We start from the raw sequence: 15,532 nt of genomic DNA on the forward strand, positions 1-15,532 counted from the left end.
TATGGTCTTCCAGGGCTCCAGCGCCGCCATCTCGCACACCGGGAAGGTCCGCTCCAACAACCAGGATTCGGGCTTCTGCGGCTCGAACCTGTTCGTCGTCGCCGACGGCATGGGTGGGCACGCCGGCGGTGACGTGGCGTCGAGTCTCGCCGTCCAGCGATTGCAGAGCCTCGACCACGCGTTCCCGACGACCACGGCGGCCGAGACGGCCCTGCGCGAGGCGCTGGCCGACACGGCGACCGAGCTCATCAGCACCGTCAAGGTGCGTCCGGAGCTCGCCGGGATGGGTACGACCGTCAGCGCCCTGGTGATGGTCGACGAGTACGCCGTCATCGCCCACATCGGCGATTCGCGGCTGTACCTGTTCCGGGACGGCGCGCTGACACAGATCACCACCGACCACACGTTCGTGCAGCGGCTCGTGGACTCGGGTCGTATCACCCCCGAGGAGGCCCGCTACCACCCGAGGCGCTCGGTACTCATGCGTGTGCTCGGCGACATGGACCCCGATCCCGAGATCGACACCTTCGTCATGCCCACCCAGCCGGGCGACCGGTGGCTGCTGTGCTCCGACGGCCTGTCGGGCGTCGTGGACGACCCCCACACCGCCAAGGCCCTGGCGCAGGGGTGGGCGCCCGGGCGAACCGCCGACAGCCTGCTCAAGCAGGCCCTGGACGGCGGCGCACCGGACAACGTCACCATCGTGATCGTCGACGTCGGCGGACAGCATCCGCTCTTCAGCGGTCCCCCGACCGTCGTCGGCTCGGCGTCGCACCCGCTCGGCATCGACGTGCCGGCGGCCCGGCCGCCGCGCAGCGGCTGGCTGCACCCGGTGCGGCAGGCCGCGAACGAGCCGACGCACTTCGAGCCCGCGGCGGAGTTCCTCGAGGAGCTCATCGAGGAGGACCGCCGCCGCGCCCGCCGGCGGCGCATCACCTGGTTCGGCGGCTTCATCGTGATCCTCGCGGCGATCGGGGTCGTGCTGTTCGCCTCGTACAGCTGGACGCAGACCCGCTTCTTCGTCGGGGTCGACGAGGACACCGTCGTGATCTACCGCGGCATCCCGCCGAGCATCGGTCCGATCTCGCTGTCATCGCCCGAGGAGGACACCGGCATCCCGCTGAGCGACCTCGCGCCCTACCAGTTGCAGGCGCTCGAGCAGACGATCGCGGCCGACTCGCTCGCCGACGCCCGCGCCAAAGTCGAGAACCTGCGCGTGGACGGGGGAAGCGGATCATGACCAGTGCCCCCGTCTCGGCCGACACCTCCGTCATCAAGGCGCTGCGCAAGCTCCGGATGCCGCAGACGCAGCGCAACCGCGAGCTCGGTCTGCTCCTGTTCGCGTTCGTCATCAACGCCGCGGCCCTGGCCCTCGTGCAGCTCGGCACCAACGGGGCGATCGACTCGTCGTTCCTGATCTACTGCTCGGCTCTCGATGTGCTGGCGCTAGCGATCCACATCGTGCTGCGCCTGCGCGCCCGCGACGCCGATCCGTTCGTCGTGCCGATCGCGACGCTGCTGTCGGGCGTGGGCATCGCGATGATCTACCGCATCGACCTCGAGGGAACGTCGCAGGGCTGGGACATGCTGGCGGTGCGTCAGCTGGTGTGGTGCGCCATCGCACTCGCCGCGGCACTCGCCGTGGTGATCGCGCTGCGGAACTACCGCGTGCTGTTCCGCTACACCTACATCTTCGGTTTCGTCGGCGTCGGACTGCTGCTGCTCCCCTTCGTGCCCGGCCTCGGGGTCGAAGCCGGCGCGGATGTCTGGGTCTCCATCGGCGGGATCGTGTCGTTCCAGCCCGGTGAGCTGGCCAAGATCGCCCTCGCGATCTTCTTCGCGGGCTACCTCGTGCGCACCCGCGAGTCACTGACCTCGGTGGGAACGCGGTTCCTCGGCGTCACCTGGCCGCGCGCCCGCGAGCTCGGGCCGGTGCTGGTCATCTGGGTCATCTCGCTCGGCATCATCGTGCTGCAGCGCGACCTCGGCACCGGGACGCTCATCTTCGGCATGTTCATCGCGATGCTCTACGTCGCCACGGGCAAGACGAGCTGGGTGATGATCGGCCTCGCGCTCGTCGTCAGCGGCGTGGTCATCGCCTCTCAGGTGCTGCCGTACGTCAACGGCCGCTTCCAGAACTGGCTGAACCCGTTCGACCCCGAGAACATCGAGGCCGGCGGCGGCAGCTTCCAGCTCGTGAACGGCCTCTACGGCCTGGCCAAGGGCGGCTTCATCGGCACCGGGCTCGGGCAGGGCCGGCCGTGGATGACGCCGCTGTCGCAGAGCGACTACATCTTCCCGAGCCTCGGCGAAGAGCTCGGCCTCATCGGCGTCTTCGCGCTGCTGTGCCTGTACATGGTGTTCACCAGTCGCGGAGTACGCATCGGGCTGGCCGGCCAGGACGACTTCGGCAAGCTGCTCGCGACCGGGCTGTCGTTCACGATCGCGCTGCAGGTGTTCATCATGGTCGGCGGCGTGACCCGCGTCATCCCGCTCACCGGGCTGACAACACCGTTCCTCGCGGCCGGCGGGTCGTCGCTCGTGGCCAACTGGATCATCGTGGCCCTGCTGCTGCGCATCTCCGACGCCGTGCGCTCTCGACCCCGGGTGGTGATCGGATGACCAAGGAACTACGACGGCTGAGTTTCGTCATGCTCGCGATGTTCCTCGCCCTGTTCGTCTCGACGAGCTGGATCCAGGTGATCCAGGCGCAGGCCCTCAACGAAGACCCGGGCAACCGCCGGACCCTCTACGACTCGTTCGAGGTGCAGCGCGGCTCGATCATCGCCGGCGGCTCGGTCGTGGCGGCATCCGTTCCCAGCGGCGACATCTACTCGTGGCAGCGCCAGTACACGGATGCCGCGATGTGGGCGCCCATCACCGGCTGGATCAACCCGGTGCTCGGGTCCTCCCGCGGCCTCGAGCAGCTCATGAACCAGTCGCTCTCGGGAACCGACGACACCCAGTTCCTCGCGCGTCTCGAGCAGATCATCTCCGGCGCCCCGGCACGGGGGTCGAACGTGCTGCTCACGATCGATCCGACGATCCAGCGCGCCGCCTTCGACGCGCTCCAGGGCTACGAGGGCGCGGTCATCGCGAGCGACCCGTCGACCGGCCGCATCCTCGCGATGGTGACGAGCCCGAGCTTCGACACGAACCTCCTGGCATCCCACGACTCCGGCGGCGTCAACGCCGCGTACGACGAGCTCGCCGCCGACCCCCTCAAGCCCCTGTTCAACCGGGCGATCGAGGGCGATCTGAACCCGCCCGGGTCGACGTTCAAACTCGTCGTCGCCTCCGCCGCACTGTCGTCGGGCGACTACACGCCGCAGTCGACGTTCCCCAACCCCGCCACCTGGACGATCCCGGGGACGAGCAACACGCTCCACAACTTCGACCTCGGCACGTGCGGTCCCGGCGAGACGGTGACCCTCGCAGACGCGCTGCGGCTGAGCTGCAACATCCCGATGGCCGAGCTGGCCGTCGAGCTGGGCGACGACGCCATCCGCGAGGAGGCCGAGAAGTTCGGGTTCAACACCGAGATCAGCACGCCGCTGCCCGCCGCGACGTCGCAGTACCCGCGTGCGCTCAACGATGCCCGCACCGCGCTGTCGGGCTTCGGACAGGGCGACGTCACCGCCACGCCGCTGCAGATCAACCAGGTTTCGGCCGGTATCGCCAACGGCGGCATGGTCATGAACCCGCAGCTGCTCGACTCGGTGGTGGCTCCGGATCTGACCGTGCAGGAGACGTTCGAGCCGAGCGAGTTCGGCCGGGCCCTCGACGAGGACGTCGCCGAGCAGATGCGCACCCTCATGGTCGCCAATGTCCGTGACGGCGCTGCGAGCGGTGCAAGAATAGACGGCGTCGATGTCGCCGGAAAGACAGGCACTGCGGAGCACGGTCCAGGCGATCCGTACACGTTGTGGTTCACCGGTTTCGCGCCGGCGGACGACCCCCAGATCGCCGTCACGGTGATGGTCGAGAACGGGGGCGGCCAGGGGCAGGCCGGAACGAGCAGCGGGATCGCAGCCCCCATTGCGAAGAAGGTTATCGAGGCGGTGCTGAACAGATGAGACCGATGCAAGGCGTGAGCTTCGGCGGGCGTTACGAACTGGATTCGCGGATCGCGATCGGCGGTATGGGCGAGGTGTGGGAAGCCACGGACCACGTCATCGGCCGGACCGTGGCGATCAAGATCCTCAAAGACGAGTACATGGGTGATCCCGGGTTCCTCGAGCGCTTCCGCGCCGAGGCGCGCCACGCGGCGCTGGTGAACCACGAGGGCATCGCGAGCGTGTTCGACTACGGCGAGGAGAACGGCAGCGCGTTCCTGGTCATGGAGCTCGTGCCCGGCGAGGCCCTGTCGACGATTCTCGAGCGCGAAGGCGCCCTCTCGTCCGACAAGACCCTCGACATCGTCGCCCAGACCGCGGCGGCGCTGCAGGCTGCGCACGCGGCCGGCCTCGTCCACCGCGACATCAAGCCGGGCAACCTGCTGATCACCCCCGACGGTCGCGTGAAGATCACCGACTTCGGGATCGCCCGCATCGCCGATCAGGTGCCGCTGACGGCCACCGGTCAGGTCATGGGAACGGTGCAGTACCTCTCCCCCGAGCAGGCATCCGGTCACCCGGCATCCCCGGCGACCGACACCTACTCGCTCGGCATCGTGGCCTACGAATGCGTCGCCGGGAAGCGCCCGTTCACCGGTGAGTCGCAGGTGGCGATCGCCATGGCGCAGATCAACGAGCAGCCGCCGCCGCTGCCGGCCACGGTCGCCGAACCGGTGCAGAAGCTCATCCTCGCGATGATCGCCAAGAAGCCCGACGACCGTCCCGCTTCGGCGTCGGCCGTCGCGCGCGCGGCCTCCGCGCTGCGCCGCGGCGACCTCGCCGCAGCCCACGCCGCCGTTCCCGCCATCGTCGGCGGTGCCGGCACGAGCGACGTCACGCAGCTGCTGAGCTCGGACGGTGGCGACACCGCGACGCTGCTCATGCCGGCGGGCGCCGCCGCGGCAGCCGGCGCCGGTCTGGGCGCCGCTGCCGGCGCCCCCGACGCGCTGGCCGCCGACGACCGCTCCGGTGAGGCGCCCAAGCGCAAGCGGAGCCGCTGGACCTGGCCGCTCGTCGCGCTGATCGCGCTGCTGGTCATCGTCCTCGGCGGCACGCTGTTCGCCCTCTTCTCCGAAAGCGGCGACCCGGACCCCGCTCCGACGACGCCGACCGGTGCGGCTCCCTCGACGCCGATCGAGACCCCGTCGACGCCGGCGACCCCCTCCGCCCCGACCTCGATCAACATCGACGGCCTCGGACTGGTGGGCCTCAGCTGCGAGGACGCCCTCGCCGTGGCGGAGGAGGCGGGTCTGGTGAACGTGACCTGCGCGCCCGGCAACCCGGCGAGCGACGACGGTCAGGTGGGTCAGGTCTACAGCGTCGTGCCCCTCGGCAACGTGCAGCTCTCCGACACCGTCACCCTCACGGCCTACGCCGAGCAGAGCCCGCTCGAGGCTCCCGCCGCACCCACCATCCAGTCGGAGGGCGAGACCGTCACCAGTGTCACCGCCGGGTCCACGGTGCAGGTGATGTGGTCGAACTACGGGTGCCCCGCGGGCCTCACGCCCTCGGAGTACCGCTTCACCGTCTCGGGCGGCACCTTCGCCAACGGCCAGACCACGTCGAGCTTCAGCCTGAACCAGCGTCCTGCTCCCGTCACCGTCGGTGACTCCGGCGCGCTGTCGGTCACCTACACCGTGACCTGCGCCGGCGAGAGCGGCGACCGCACATCGCCGGTGTCGAGCGAGGCCGCGGCGACCATCCAGTCGGCCCCCACCACCCCGCCCTCGGGCGGGAACGGGAACGGGAACGGGAACGGCAACGGCGGATCCGGCAGCGGCAGCGGCGGCAACGACGACTGAGCGTCGCACGCACCATGAGGCCATCAGCGGAGAACGAGTCGAACGCAGGGAGTGACGTGTCGGCAGAGCATCGTGTGCTGTCAGAGCGCTACCGCGTCGACGAGCCGATCGGCCGCGGCGGAATGGCGAGCGTGTATCGGGGCTACGACGTGACCCTGGGCCGCGAGGTCGCGGTGAAGATCCTCAAGCGGGAGCTCGCCGACGACCCCGGATTCCGCACCCGCTTCCGCCTCGAGGCGCAGGCCGCCTCCCGGATGGCGCACACCTCGATCGTCCGCGTCTTCGACGCGGGTGAGGATGTCGAGGTCGACCCCGACGGCAGCCGGCATCCCGTGCCCTACATCATCATGGAGCTGGTCACGGGTCGCCTGCTCAAAGACATGATCGACGCGGGCCCGCTCTCCGAGGCCGACGCGGTCCGCTACGTCGACGGCATCCTCGAGGCGCTCGAGTACTCCCATCGCGCCGGAGTCGTCCACCGCGACATCAAGCCCGGCAACGTCATGATCACCGACGCCGGCTCGGTGAAGGTCATGGACTTCGGCATCGCTCGTGCCGTCTCGGACTCGTCGTCGACCGTCGCCGAGACGACGACCATCATCGGCACCGCGGCCTACTTCTCGCCCGAACAGGCGAAGGGCGAGCCGGTCGATGCGCGGGCCGATCTGTATTCGACGGGCGTCGTGCTCTACGAGCTGCTCACCGGTCGCGCGCCCTTTCGCGGTGAGACCCCGGTCGCGGTCGCCTATCAGCACGTCAGCGAAGCGCCGCTCCCGCCGTCCGAGATCGTCGAGAACGTGCCTCGAGCACTGGATGCCGTCGTGCTCCGTGCCCTGGCGAAGAGCCCGTTCCAGCGATTCCAGGATGCGACCGAGTTCCGTACCGCGCTCGACGAGGCGATCGGCGGCAAGCAGCCCTCGAAACGCCAGATGGGCGCTCTGACGAACGAGCTGTACGGGCCCGATCCGCGTAATGCCGCCGAGACGGCTCGGTCGCTGCGTCAGCTCAGCACCGACAACTCGATGCGCCGTACCCAGTCCGGTCCCCCGGTCAGCTGGATCTGGGCCGGTGTCGCCGTGCTCGCCGCACTCCTGATCGCCGTGCTCATCTGGGTGCTGGCCTTCCGGCCCACCTCGACGGTGCCTCCCACCTCGCGGGTCGTCCCCGAGGTCTCGGGCAAGTCGTGGGACCTCGCCGAGAACCTGCTGACCGAGGCCGATCTCGACCCGGTGCGCTCCGATCGCAGCGATGACATCGTGCCTGAAGGCGATGTCATCGCGACCGAACCGGCCGAGGGCATCACGGTGTCGCCGGGACAGCGCGTGGCGGTGTACGTGTCGACCGGGCAGGAGATGGCCGCGGTGCCGACGCTCGTGAACCTCTCTCGCGACGAGGCGACCCAGGCCCTCGCCGACGCGGGCCTCCAGCTCGGCACCGTCCGTTCGCAGAACCATCCCACGCTCGCCGCCGGAACCGTCATCGAGACGTCCGCGCAACCGGGCGCGGAGCTTGCGATGGGCAGCCCGGTGAATCTCGTGGTCGCCAGCGGCACCGTCATCCTGGTCGACCTCACCGGATACACCGTCGAGGCGGCGCAGCGCGAGCTGCAGCAGGAGTCGCTCCAGCTGGTTCCGGAGGTCGTCGAGGACCCGGGCTGCGCGGCATCGCCGGGCGGCCCGACCGTGGCGACGCAGTCGCTGATGCCGGGCGAGGTGCCCATCGGCTCGACGGTGTCGCTCACGGTCTGCACCGGCGCCTGATCCCGCCGAGCGCCGAACGCGCCGTTCAGCCCGCGGCGTCGTCGGAGCGGTGCGGCCGCAGCCGCGCGCCGAGCTCGTCGGCACCGGTCGATCCCAGCATCGTGAGCCAGTTGCCCAGCAGCCGATAGCCGCCCTCGGTCAGCACCGACTCCGGGTGGAACTGCACGCCGTAGATCGGCAGCGACCGGTGCGCGAGGGCCATCACGGTTCCCGCCGGGGTCGTCGCCGTCACGACGAGCTCGCCCGGCAGCCGGGCGGCGTCCACCGCGAGCGAGTGATACCGACCGGCGGTGAACGGGCGCGCCAGGCCGGCGAACAGGGACGACCCGTCGTGCTCGACCGGCGAGGTCATCCCGTGCATCAGCTCCGGCGCCTCCCCCACCTCGCCCCCGAACGCCACCGCGACAGCCTGGTGGCCGAGACACACTCCGAGCAGCGGTGCGGCGGCCGCGGCTGCTGACCGCACCACCGCCACCGATGCCCCGGCGTCCTCGGGAGAGCCGGGGCCGGGAGAGACCAGGATGCCGTCGTACCCGGCGATCACGCGATCGGGGTCGTCGATCCCGTCGGCCTCGACCATGGTGGTGATCGCACCCAGCTCGCGGAGGTACCCGACGAGGGTGTGGACGAAGCTGTCGTGGTTGTCGACGACCAGGATGCGCGTCACCCGACCGTCGACTCCTCGCCGGGAGCGAAGAACGGCGCAACCGCCGGGAACACCCAGAAGAACAGGGCGTACACGACCGCGGCGGCGAGGATCACCAGGAGGAGCACCCGGACCCACCACGGACCCGGAAGGACGCGCCACAGCGCCCCGTACATCAGGCGTCGCCCCCGTCGCCCAGCGACGCCGGAGGTCCGTCGGCGGTGGGGGTGAACTCGTCGAACACCGCATACGAGATGATGCGCTCGAGCATGTTGAGCTTGGGCGCGCAGCTCGTGAGGGTGAGGAAGCGCCCGTTCGCGGCGAGGTCGACCTGCTGCGGCACGGGGTTGAGGACCTCGATCGCGGTGTCCTGCACATACTCGACGTTGCGGAAGCGGTAGGTGTACCAGCCGTCCTGGGTCTGGATCACGATCGCGTCGCCGATCACAAGACGATCGACGGGATCGAAGGGCGCACCCGAGGTCCATCGATGCGCGGCGACGGCCATGTTTCCCTCGGCGCCGGGCATCGCCGAGCCCTCGTAGTGACCGATGTAGCCCTCGTCGAGGATGGTCTTCTTGGCCGTGCCGTTCGCGATCGTGAACTGCCAGTCGGGGCCGAAACGCGGCACGTGCATGACCCCGAACTCCGCCCCCCGACCGGGCTCGGCGAGCACGGGGACCACCCCCGGATCGGCGGCCCCGTCGTCCGAGGCGGGCGGCGCGGTGGCCCCGTCGGCCTGCCACTGCTGCGCGAGAGCGGACGCCTCGGCCTGCTTCTGCGACCCGATGATCATGTCGCCGAACCACATCTGCCAGCTCACGAAGAGCATCATCACGACGCCGGCGGTGAGGAGCAGCTCCCCCAGCACACCCACGACGCCGACTCTCCGCCGCGCCTGTGGCGGCCGCGACCGCGACGTCCGCCGGGCGCGGCGGGTCTGCGACGGGCTGTGCTCCACGATCGGGAAGTTTAGCCGCCCGGGATATCGCGGGGCTGACGGTTAGGATTCATCCATGGCATCTTCGAGCGACCACGACGACCCGACCGTGGAGCGACGCCCCGCAGATGACGCACCTAACCCGGTCTGGTTCAAGCCGATCATGCTGGGACTGATGCTCATCGGACTCGTGTGGGTGCTCGTGTTCTACCTCAGCAACTCCACGCTGCCCGTCCCCGGCATCGGCGGCTGGAACCTGGTGATCGGTTTCGGCATCGCGTTCGTCGGCTTCCTGATGACGACGCGGTGGCGCTGACGACCGTTCTCCGCGAACGAATCACACCGGTGTGATTCTCTCCCCACCTGGGGATAGACCTGTGGATAACTTCAGCCGTAGATGGCGAGCGGCAACGCGAGCAACGCGAACAGGCCGGCCGCGGTGCCGCCGAGCAGCCACGGTTGCCAGCTCCGCCGCGTGAGCGTCCGCGTCCGCGCGAAGATCGATCCGACCAGCGCACCCACCGCCAGGCCGCCGACGTGCGCCTGCCACGACACCTGCACGGCCGCGCTGCCTCCGAAGGCCGTCGTCAGCAGGGGCAGGAAGGTGATGACGAGGTTGATGCCGAGGACGACGGCGATCCCGGTGATGTTCGCTCCGATGTGCCGGCCGATCACGAGGAGAGCTCCGAAGAGACCGAAGATCGCGCCGGAGGCGCCGACGACGGTCGAGGTGAAGCCGAAGAGGACGACGGCGACCGATCCCCCGAGGCCGCCGAGCAGGTAGAGCCAGAGGAAGCGGGCGCGCCCCAGCATCGGCTCGAGGCTGCGCCCCAGCATCCACAGCGCGAGCATGTTCAGGCCGACATGCCAGAAGCCGCTGTGCACCAGCAGCACGGTGAACAGCCGCCACGGCTGGAACGTCCCGGTGAACTCGGGGTACAGCAGCGGCGGCAAGAGCGCCAGCAGCGACCCCACGCCGGGGATGAAACCCACGACGAAGCTGAAGAACGTCAGCGCGATGATGCCGTAGGTCACGAGGGGGCGCGAGTCGTCGGCCCGTACCGCTCGCAGCACGCGGGGTGGGCGCCGGGGCCGTGGCGCGCCCGAGTTCTTCTGCTGGTCACGCAGACATTCGGGACAGATGACCCCCACCGGCATCGGCGTCTGGCATTCCGCGCAGATCGTGCGCAGACAGCGCTGACAGAGCACGAAGCTCTGACGATCGGGATGCCGGTAGCAGAAGTTGTCGGGGTTGTTCCGAAGCTCGGGCGCGCTCACGTACCGCTCAGACCGCGGTGATGTCGATCGACGACATGACGACGGGCTCGACCGGACGGTCGCCCGCGCCGGTCTTGACGGCGGCGATCACGTCGACGACCTCGCGCGAGGCGGCGTCGGCGACCTCGCCGAAGATGGTGTGCTTGCCCTGCAGCCACGGCGTCGGGTCGGTGGTGATGAAGAACTGCGAGCCGTTGGTGCCCTCGGCCTTGCCGGTGATGGCGTTGCGACGCAGGCCGGCGTTGGCCATGGCGAGGATGTACGGCTTCTGGAAGTCGAGCTCGGGGCTGATCTCGTCATCGAAGTTGTAGCCGGGGCCGCCGATGCCCTGACCGAGGGGGTCGCCGCCCTGGATCATGAAGTTCGGGATGATGCGGTGGAAGATGACGTCGGTGTAGAGAGGACCGTCACCGGGGTTGCCGGTCGCGGGGTCGGTCCAGGCTCCGGTGCCGTCGGCGAGACCGATGAAGTTCTTCACCGTGCGGGGCGCCTGGTCGCCGAAGAGGTTGACGACGATGTCGCCGTGGTTGGTGTGGATCGTCGCTACTGCAGTGTGCTGAGGCATGTCTGCCATTCTCGCACCTGTCAATGCCCTGCCGGCTGGTGCGCTCTCTGGCAAGATGAGGGAAAACGTCCCACGATGCAGGGAGGGCCCACGTGAGCCTCAGCCGCAAGCACAAGAAGCAACTCCGCAAGCTCCAGAAGCAGGCGAACACCCTGTGGGAGTCGCAGCAGGTCCTGGTGGGGGAGGCCGCGAACGTCGCCCGTGACGCCGGTCACCAGCTGGGCCAGTACAGCCGCGAGCACGTCCAGCCGGCCGTGAAGCACTCGTACGAGCAGTACGCGGCTCCGTACGTCGACAAGACCGCCCGTGCGACCCGCAAGGTGTACAACGGCGCACTCATCCCCGCCGCCGGAGCCGTCGTCGGCGGCGCGCTGTCGGTGTGGGATGCCGCCACCGACACCCGCGAGCGCCTCGCGCACGGCCGGGGTGTCGACCTCGACCTCTCGTCGGTGAAGAAGAAGGCTGCGAAGTACGGCAAGAAGGCGACCAAGAAGTTCCAGTCGCGCGCCGCTCTGCCCGAGCCCAAGAAGGGCCTGGGCGCCGGTGGCGTGATCGCCATCATCCTCGGTGTCACCGCCGCGGCCGGTGTGCTCTACGCCGCCTGGCAGACGCTCCGCGCCGACGACGAGCTGTGGGTGGCGGACGACCCGCTGCGCGCGCCCGACGCCTGAATCGGATGACCGAAGATCTCGAGCCCACGTCTCGGGTCCGCCTTGCGGCGGCCGAGCGTGGGCTCGATGTCGTCGTGCGGCCGCGTCCGGAGGCATCGAGCCTCGACGAGGCCGCGGCCCTGCTCGGGCTCGAGCCCGACGACATCGTCAAGACGCTCGTCGTCAAGCGCAGCGACGACACCTATCTCTTCGCGCTGGTTCCGGGAGATCGGGTCATCTCCTGGCCCAAGCTCCGCGCCATCGTGGGGGTGAACAAGCTGCGGTTGCCCGAGCCCGAGCTCGCCCTGCAGGCGACCGGCTACGAGCGCGGCACGATCGTCCCGATCGGGAGCACCGGCGACTGGCCGATCTTCGCCGACTCGTCGATCGTGGGCCGACGCATCGCGATGGGTGCGGGAGCACACGGCTACAGCCTGTTCGTCGACGCCGATGCCCTCATCGCAGCCTACGGCGCGACGGTCGCCGACATCACGGAGCAGCGCTCGCGCTGAATCGATCCGGGAACGAAGAACGCCGGTGCTCTGTCGAGTACCGGCGTTGCCGTTTTCGTGGAGCCTAGGAGATTCGAACTCCTGACATCCTGCTTGCAAAGCAGGCGCTCTACCAGCTGAGCTAAGGCCCCGAGGGGGTTCGGGGTGGGGCTACCAGGACTTGAACCTGGGACCTCTTCATTATCAGTGAAGCGCTCTAACCGCCTGAGCTATAGCCCCGTACCGACGCGCTTCACGCGCCGGCAACCTCCAAGACTTTACCGGACGAACCGGGAATTCACTAATTGGAGGTGAAGCCGACGAGCAGCCCGCCGGTGACCTTGACCATGACGTTGTAGATGCCCGCGACGACCGCGCCGAGCACCGTGACGACGATGAGGTTGAGGATCGCCACGATGGCCGAGAACGCCATCACCTGCGGCAGATTGAGGAACTGCTTGATCGAGAAGTCACCGTTCGAGAAGGCCACGAACAGCTCATCGACGCGGTCGATGAGCCCCGTCGTGCTGAGCACCATGAACACGAGGAAGGTCGCGACGACCGTCACGATCGCCAGAGCAACCGCGGCGAGGAACGACAGCTTCACGGCCGACCAGAAGTCGACGTAGACCAGGCGCAGGCGGACCTGCTTGGAGCTGGTCTTGCTGGTGGACTTCTTGGCGAGTTTGTCGGCGACCGTGCTCATGCGTCAGAACCACTCTCTTCGGTATCCGCGGACGGGGGTGCATCCGGGGCGGGGGCATCGTCGGATGCCGCGTCTTCGGTCAGGCCCCGCTCGCCGTTTCGGGCGATCGCGAGGATGCGGTCGTCGTCCGCGGGCCGGGCGAAGACGACTCCCATGGTGTCGCGGCCCTTGGCCGGGACCTCGGCCACGGAGGAGCGTACCACCTTGCCGCTGGCAAGAACCACGAGGACCTCGTCGGTCTCCGAGACGATCAGACCGCCCGCGAGCACGCCGCGATCGTCGTTCAGTTTGGCCACCTTGATGCCCAGGCCACCGCGGCTCTGGGTGCGGTACTGGTCGACCGAGGTGCGCTTGGCGTAGCCGCCGTCGGTGACGACGAAGACGTAGCCTTCGCTGCGCGCGACCGACGCCGACAGGAGGCTGTCGTCGTCTCGGAACGAGATGCCCTTCACGCCCTCGGTCGATCGGCCCATCGGGCGCAGGGCGTCATCGGTCGCCGAGAACCGCAGCGACATGCCCTTGCGCGTGATCAGGAGGATGTCGTCGCCCTCGTCGACGAGCAGCGCACTGACGAGCTCGTCGCCGCCGGCCTCGTCCTCCTGGCCGCGGAGGCGGATCGCGATGACACCGCCCTGACGGTTGGTGTCGTACTCCGACAGCGCCGTCTTCTTGACCTTGCCGTCGCGGGTCGCGAGCACGAGGTACTTCGCCACGCCGTAGTCGCGGATGTCGAGGATCTGGGCGATCTCTTCGCCGGGCTGCAGCGCGAGCAGGTTTGCGACGTGCTGACCCTTCGCATCGCGGCCGGCCTCGGGCAGCTCGTACGCCTTCGTGCGGTAGACGCGGCCCTTGGTGGTGAAGAACAGCAGCCAGTGGTGCGTCGTGGTGACGAAGAAGTGCTCGACGACGTCATCCGCGCGCAGTTGTGCACCCTTGATGCCCTTGCCGCCCCGGTGCTGCGAACGATAGTTGTCGCTGCGGGTGCGCTTGATGTAGCCGGCACGGGTGACGGTGACGACCATCTCCTCCTGGGGGATCAGGTCCTCCATCGACATGTCGCCGTCGAAGCCGTGCAGGATGTGCGTGCGCCGCTCGTCGCCGTACTTGTCGACGATCGCGGTGAGCTCCTCGGCGATGATCGTCCGCTGCCGGCTCGGGGTGTCGAGGATGTCGTTGAGGTCCGCGATCTTGAGCTCGAGCTCGGTCGCCTCGTCGACGATCTTCTGACGCTCCAGCGCGGCCAGGCGACGCAGCTGCATCGAGAGGATCGCGTCCGCCTGCAGGTCGTCGATCTCGAGCAGACTCTTCAGGCCCTCGCGGGCCTCGTCTACCGTGGGCGAGCGGCGGATGAGCGCGATGACCTCGTCGAGCGCATCGAGCGCCTTCAGGTAACCCCGCAGGATGTGCATCCGCTTCTCGGCCTCGTTCAGGCGGTAGCGGGTGCGCCGGACGATGACCTCGATCTGGTGCTCGATCCAGTACGTCACGAAGCCGTCGAGGGGGAGGGTGCGCGGAATGCCGTCGACGATCGCCAGCATGTTGGCGCCGAAGTTCTCCTGCAGCTGCGTGTGCTTGTACAGGTTGTTGAGCACGACCTTGGCCACGGCGTCGCGCTTGAGCACGATCACAAGACGCTGACCGGTGCGGTCGCTGGTCTCGTCGCGGATGTCGGCGATGCCGGTGATCTTGCCGTCGCGGGCGAGGTCGCGGATCTTCAGCGCGACGTTGTCGGGGTTGACCTGATACGGCAGCTCGGTGATGACGAGGCAGTTGCGGCCGTGGATCTCCTCGACCTCGATGACCGCGCGCATCGTGATCGACCCGCGGCCGGTGCGATAGGCCTCTCGGATGCCCTTCGTGCCCAGGATCTGCGCGCCGGTGGGGAAGTCGGGCCCGTGGATGCGCGACATGAGCGCTTCGAGCAGCTCATCGCGCGTGGCCTCCGGGTGCTCGAGCGACCAGAGTGCACCCTCGGCGACCTCGCGGAGGTTGTGCGGCGGGATGTTCGTCGCCATGCCGACCGCGATGCCGACCGAGCCGTTGACGAGGAGGTTCGGGAAGCGCGAGGGCAGGACGACGGGCTCCTGCGTCTTGCCGTCGTAGTTGTCCTCGAAATCGACGGTGTCCTCGTCGATGTCGCGGACCATCTCCATCGCCAGCGGAGCCATCTTGGTCTCGGTGTACCGGGGTGCCGCTGCGCCCTGGTTGCCGGGCGAGCCGAAGTTGCCCTGACCGTCGGCGAGCGGGTAGCGCAGCGACCACGGCTGAACGAGGCGTACGAGGGCGTCATAGATCGCGCTGTCGCCGTGCGGGTGGTACTGACCCATCACCTCGCCGACGACGCGGGCGCACTTCGAGTAGCTCTTGTCGGGCCGGTAGCCGCCGTCGTACATGCCGTAGATCACCCGACGGTGCACCGGCTTGAGTCCGTCTTCGACGCGGGGGAGGGCACGACCGACGATGACGCTCATCGCGTAGTCGAGGTAGCTCCGCTGCATCTCGACCTGGAGGTCGACCTGATCGATGTTGCCGTGGTTGTGGGCAGGCGTGAGGTCGGGACGTTCTTCGTCAGACATGCG

General features: G+C 68.7%; 15 protein-coding genes and 2 tRNA genes. 8 read left to right on the top strand and 9 right to left on the bottom strand.

The window, feature by feature from the left end; genetic code table 11:
* Position 1 precedes the first annotated feature (1 nt).
* The 5 genes from HW566_RS09100 to pknB all read left to right on the top strand — a co-directional run bounded on the left by HW566_RS09100 (position 2) and on the right by pknB (position 7,677).
* A complete protein-coding gene (locus tag HW566_RS09100) occupies positions 2-1,240 on the top strand; it encodes a PP2C family protein-serine/threonine phosphatase (protein WP_178012245.1) in 1,239 nt (412 codons plus the stop codon).
* The gene (locus HW566_RS09105) at positions 1,237-2,622 is read left to right on the top strand and encodes an FtsW/RodA/SpoVE family cell cycle protein (protein WP_178012247.1); all 1,386 of its coding nucleotides are present in this window, start codon (positions 1,237-1,239) and stop codon (positions 2,620-2,622) included. Before HW566_RS09100 ends, HW566_RS09105 begins: the two co-directional genes overlap by 4 nt.
* A complete protein-coding gene (locus HW566_RS09110; RefSeq protein WP_178012249.1) occupies positions 2,619-4,076 on the top strand; it encodes a peptidoglycan D,D-transpeptidase FtsI family protein in 1,458 nt (485 codons plus the stop codon). The genes HW566_RS09105 and HW566_RS09110 overlap by 4 nt, the downstream gene beginning before the upstream one ends.
* Entirely contained in the window at positions 4,073-5,917 is a 1,845-nt protein-coding gene (locus HW566_RS09115; RefSeq protein WP_178012251.1) for a protein kinase domain-containing protein, read from the top strand. The genes HW566_RS09110 and HW566_RS09115 overlap by 4 nt, the downstream gene beginning before the upstream one ends.
* Positions 5,918-6,039: 122 nt before the next feature.
* The gene (pknB, locus tag HW566_RS09120; RefSeq protein WP_256728949.1) at positions 6,040-7,677 is read left to right on the top strand and encodes a Stk1 family PASTA domain-containing Ser/Thr kinase; all 1,638 of its coding nucleotides are present in this window, start codon (positions 6,040-6,042) and stop codon (positions 7,675-7,677) included.
* Between the two features lie 25 nt (positions 7,678-7,702).
* On the opposite strand, the gene HW566_RS09125 is transcribed toward pknB, so the two are convergent.
* Genes HW566_RS09125 through HW566_RS09135 form a run of 3 tightly spaced genes read right to left on the bottom strand, consistent with a single transcriptional unit; the run spans position 7,703 to position 9,200 of the window.
* Positions 7,703-8,344, bottom strand: a complete 642-nt coding sequence (locus tag HW566_RS09125) for an anthranilate synthase component II (RefSeq protein WP_178012255.1) — start codon at positions 8,342-8,344, stop codon at positions 7,703-7,705.
* Positions 8,341-8,499, bottom strand: coding sequence for a hypothetical protein (locus HW566_RS09130; protein WP_178012257.1), 159 nt, complete (start codon positions 8,497-8,499; stop codon positions 8,341-8,343). Before HW566_RS09130 ends, HW566_RS09125 begins: the two co-directional genes overlap by 4 nt.
* On the bottom strand, positions 8,499-9,200 hold the full coding sequence (locus tag HW566_RS09135; RefSeq protein WP_256728646.1) for a class E sortase: 702 nt from the start codon (positions 9,198-9,200) through the stop codon (positions 8,499-8,501). Before HW566_RS09135 ends, HW566_RS09130 begins: the two co-directional genes overlap by 1 nt.
* Positions 9,201-9,339: 139 nt before the next feature.
* On the opposite strand from HW566_RS09135, the gene HW566_RS09140 reads away from it, so the two are divergent.
* A complete protein-coding gene (locus HW566_RS09140) occupies positions 9,340-9,579 on the top strand; it encodes a cell division protein CrgA (RefSeq protein ID WP_023953414.1) in 240 nt (79 codons plus the stop codon).
* 71 nt (positions 9,580-9,650) lie between these two features.
* Here the strand turns inward: HW566_RS09140 and HW566_RS09145 are convergent, their stop codons facing one another.
* Positions 9,651-10,541 (bottom strand): rhomboid family intramembrane serine protease, encoded by an 891-nt coding sequence (locus tag HW566_RS09145; RefSeq protein ID WP_178012258.1) that lies wholly within the window; start codon positions 10,539-10,541, stop codon positions 9,651-9,653.
* Between the two features lie 7 nt (positions 10,542-10,548).
* Positions 10,549-11,106 (bottom strand): peptidylprolyl isomerase, encoded by a 558-nt coding sequence (locus tag HW566_RS09150; protein WP_178012260.1) that lies wholly within the window; start codon positions 11,104-11,106, stop codon positions 10,549-10,551.
* Between the two features lie 92 nt (positions 11,107-11,198).
* Here HW566_RS09150 and HW566_RS09155 point away from each other — a divergent pair, with 92 nt between their 5' ends.
* Together HW566_RS09155 and HW566_RS09160 are read left to right on the top strand one after the other, a co-directional pair.
* Positions 11,199-11,777, top strand: a complete 579-nt coding sequence (locus HW566_RS09155; protein ID WP_178012262.1) for a DNA helicase — start codon at positions 11,199-11,201, stop codon at positions 11,775-11,777.
* A gap of 5 nt (positions 11,778-11,782) precedes the next feature.
* The gene (locus HW566_RS09160) at positions 11,783-12,268 is read left to right on the top strand and encodes an aminoacyl-tRNA deacylase (protein WP_178012263.1); all 486 of its coding nucleotides are present in this window, start codon (positions 11,783-11,785) and stop codon (positions 12,266-12,268) included.
* Positions 12,269-12,326: 58 nt separating this feature from the next.
* Here HW566_RS09160 and HW566_RS09165 read toward each other — a convergent pair.
* The 4 genes from HW566_RS09165 to gyrA all read right to left on the bottom strand — a co-directional run bounded on the left by HW566_RS09165 (position 12,327) and on the right by gyrA (position 15,529).
* Positions 12,327-12,399 (bottom strand) — tRNA-Ala (locus HW566_RS09165).
* Between the two features lie 14 nt (positions 12,400-12,413).
* Positions 12,414-12,487: transfer RNA gene (locus HW566_RS09170), tRNA-Ile, on the bottom strand.
* Positions 12,488-12,548: 61 nt separating this feature from the next.
* A complete protein-coding gene (locus tag HW566_RS09175) occupies positions 12,549-12,953 on the bottom strand; it encodes a DUF3566 domain-containing protein (RefSeq protein WP_178012265.1) in 405 nt (134 codons plus the stop codon).
* Entirely contained in the window at positions 12,950-15,529 is a 2,580-nt protein-coding gene (gyrA, locus tag HW566_RS09180) for a DNA gyrase subunit A (RefSeq protein ID WP_178012267.1), read from the bottom strand. Before gyrA ends, HW566_RS09175 begins: the two co-directional genes overlap by 4 nt.
* Between the last annotated feature and the right edge of the window lie 3 nt (positions 15,530-15,532).

Origin of the sequence: Microbacterium oleivorans, assembly GCF_013389665.1 — a bacterium.
GTDB classification, from domain to species: Bacteria; Actinomycetota; Actinomycetes; order Actinomycetales; family Microbacteriaceae; genus Microbacterium; species Microbacterium oleivorans_C.

What these genes read in the sequence shown, in the direction of transcription:
- HW566_RS09100 (WP_178012245.1), top strand. Translation starts at nt 2, where the DNA reads ATGGTCTTCCAGGGCTCCAGCGCCGCCATCTCGCACACCGGGAAGGTC.
- HW566_RS09105 (WP_178012247.1), top strand. Translation starts at nt 1,237, where the DNA reads ATGACCAGTGCCCCCGTCTCGGCCGACACCTCCGTCATCAAGGCGCTG.
- HW566_RS09110 (WP_178012249.1), top strand. Translation starts at nt 2,619, where the DNA reads ATGACCAAGGAACTACGACGGCTGAGTTTCGTCATGCTCGCGATGTTC.
- HW566_RS09115 (WP_178012251.1), top strand. Translation starts at nt 4,073, where the DNA reads ATGAGACCGATGCAAGGCGTGAGCTTCGGCGGGCGTTACGAACTGGAT.
- pknB (WP_256728949.1), top strand. Translation starts at nt 6,040, where the DNA reads ATGGCGAGCGTGTATCGGGGCTACGACGTGACCCTGGGCCGCGAGGTC.
- HW566_RS09130 (WP_178012257.1), bottom strand. Translation starts at nt 8,499, where the DNA reads ATGTACGGGGCGCTGTGGCGCGTCCTTCCGGGTCCGTGGTGGGTCCGG.
- HW566_RS09140 (WP_023953414.1), top strand. Translation starts at nt 9,340, where the DNA reads ATGGCATCTTCGAGCGACCACGACGACCCGACCGTGGAGCGACGCCCC.
- HW566_RS09150 (WP_178012260.1), bottom strand. Translation starts at nt 11,106, where the DNA reads ATGCCTCAGCACACTGCAGTAGCGACGATCCACACCAACCACGGCGAC.
- HW566_RS09160 (WP_178012263.1), top strand. Translation starts at nt 11,783, where the DNA reads ATGACCGAAGATCTCGAGCCCACGTCTCGGGTCCGCCTTGCGGCGGCC.
- HW566_RS09175 (WP_178012265.1), bottom strand. Translation starts at nt 12,953, where the DNA reads ATGAGCACGGTCGCCGACAAACTCGCCAAGAAGTCCACCAGCAAGACC.
- gyrA (WP_178012267.1), bottom strand. Translation starts at nt 15,529, where the DNA reads ATGTCTGACGAAGAACGTCCCGACCTCACGCCTGCCCACAACCACGGC.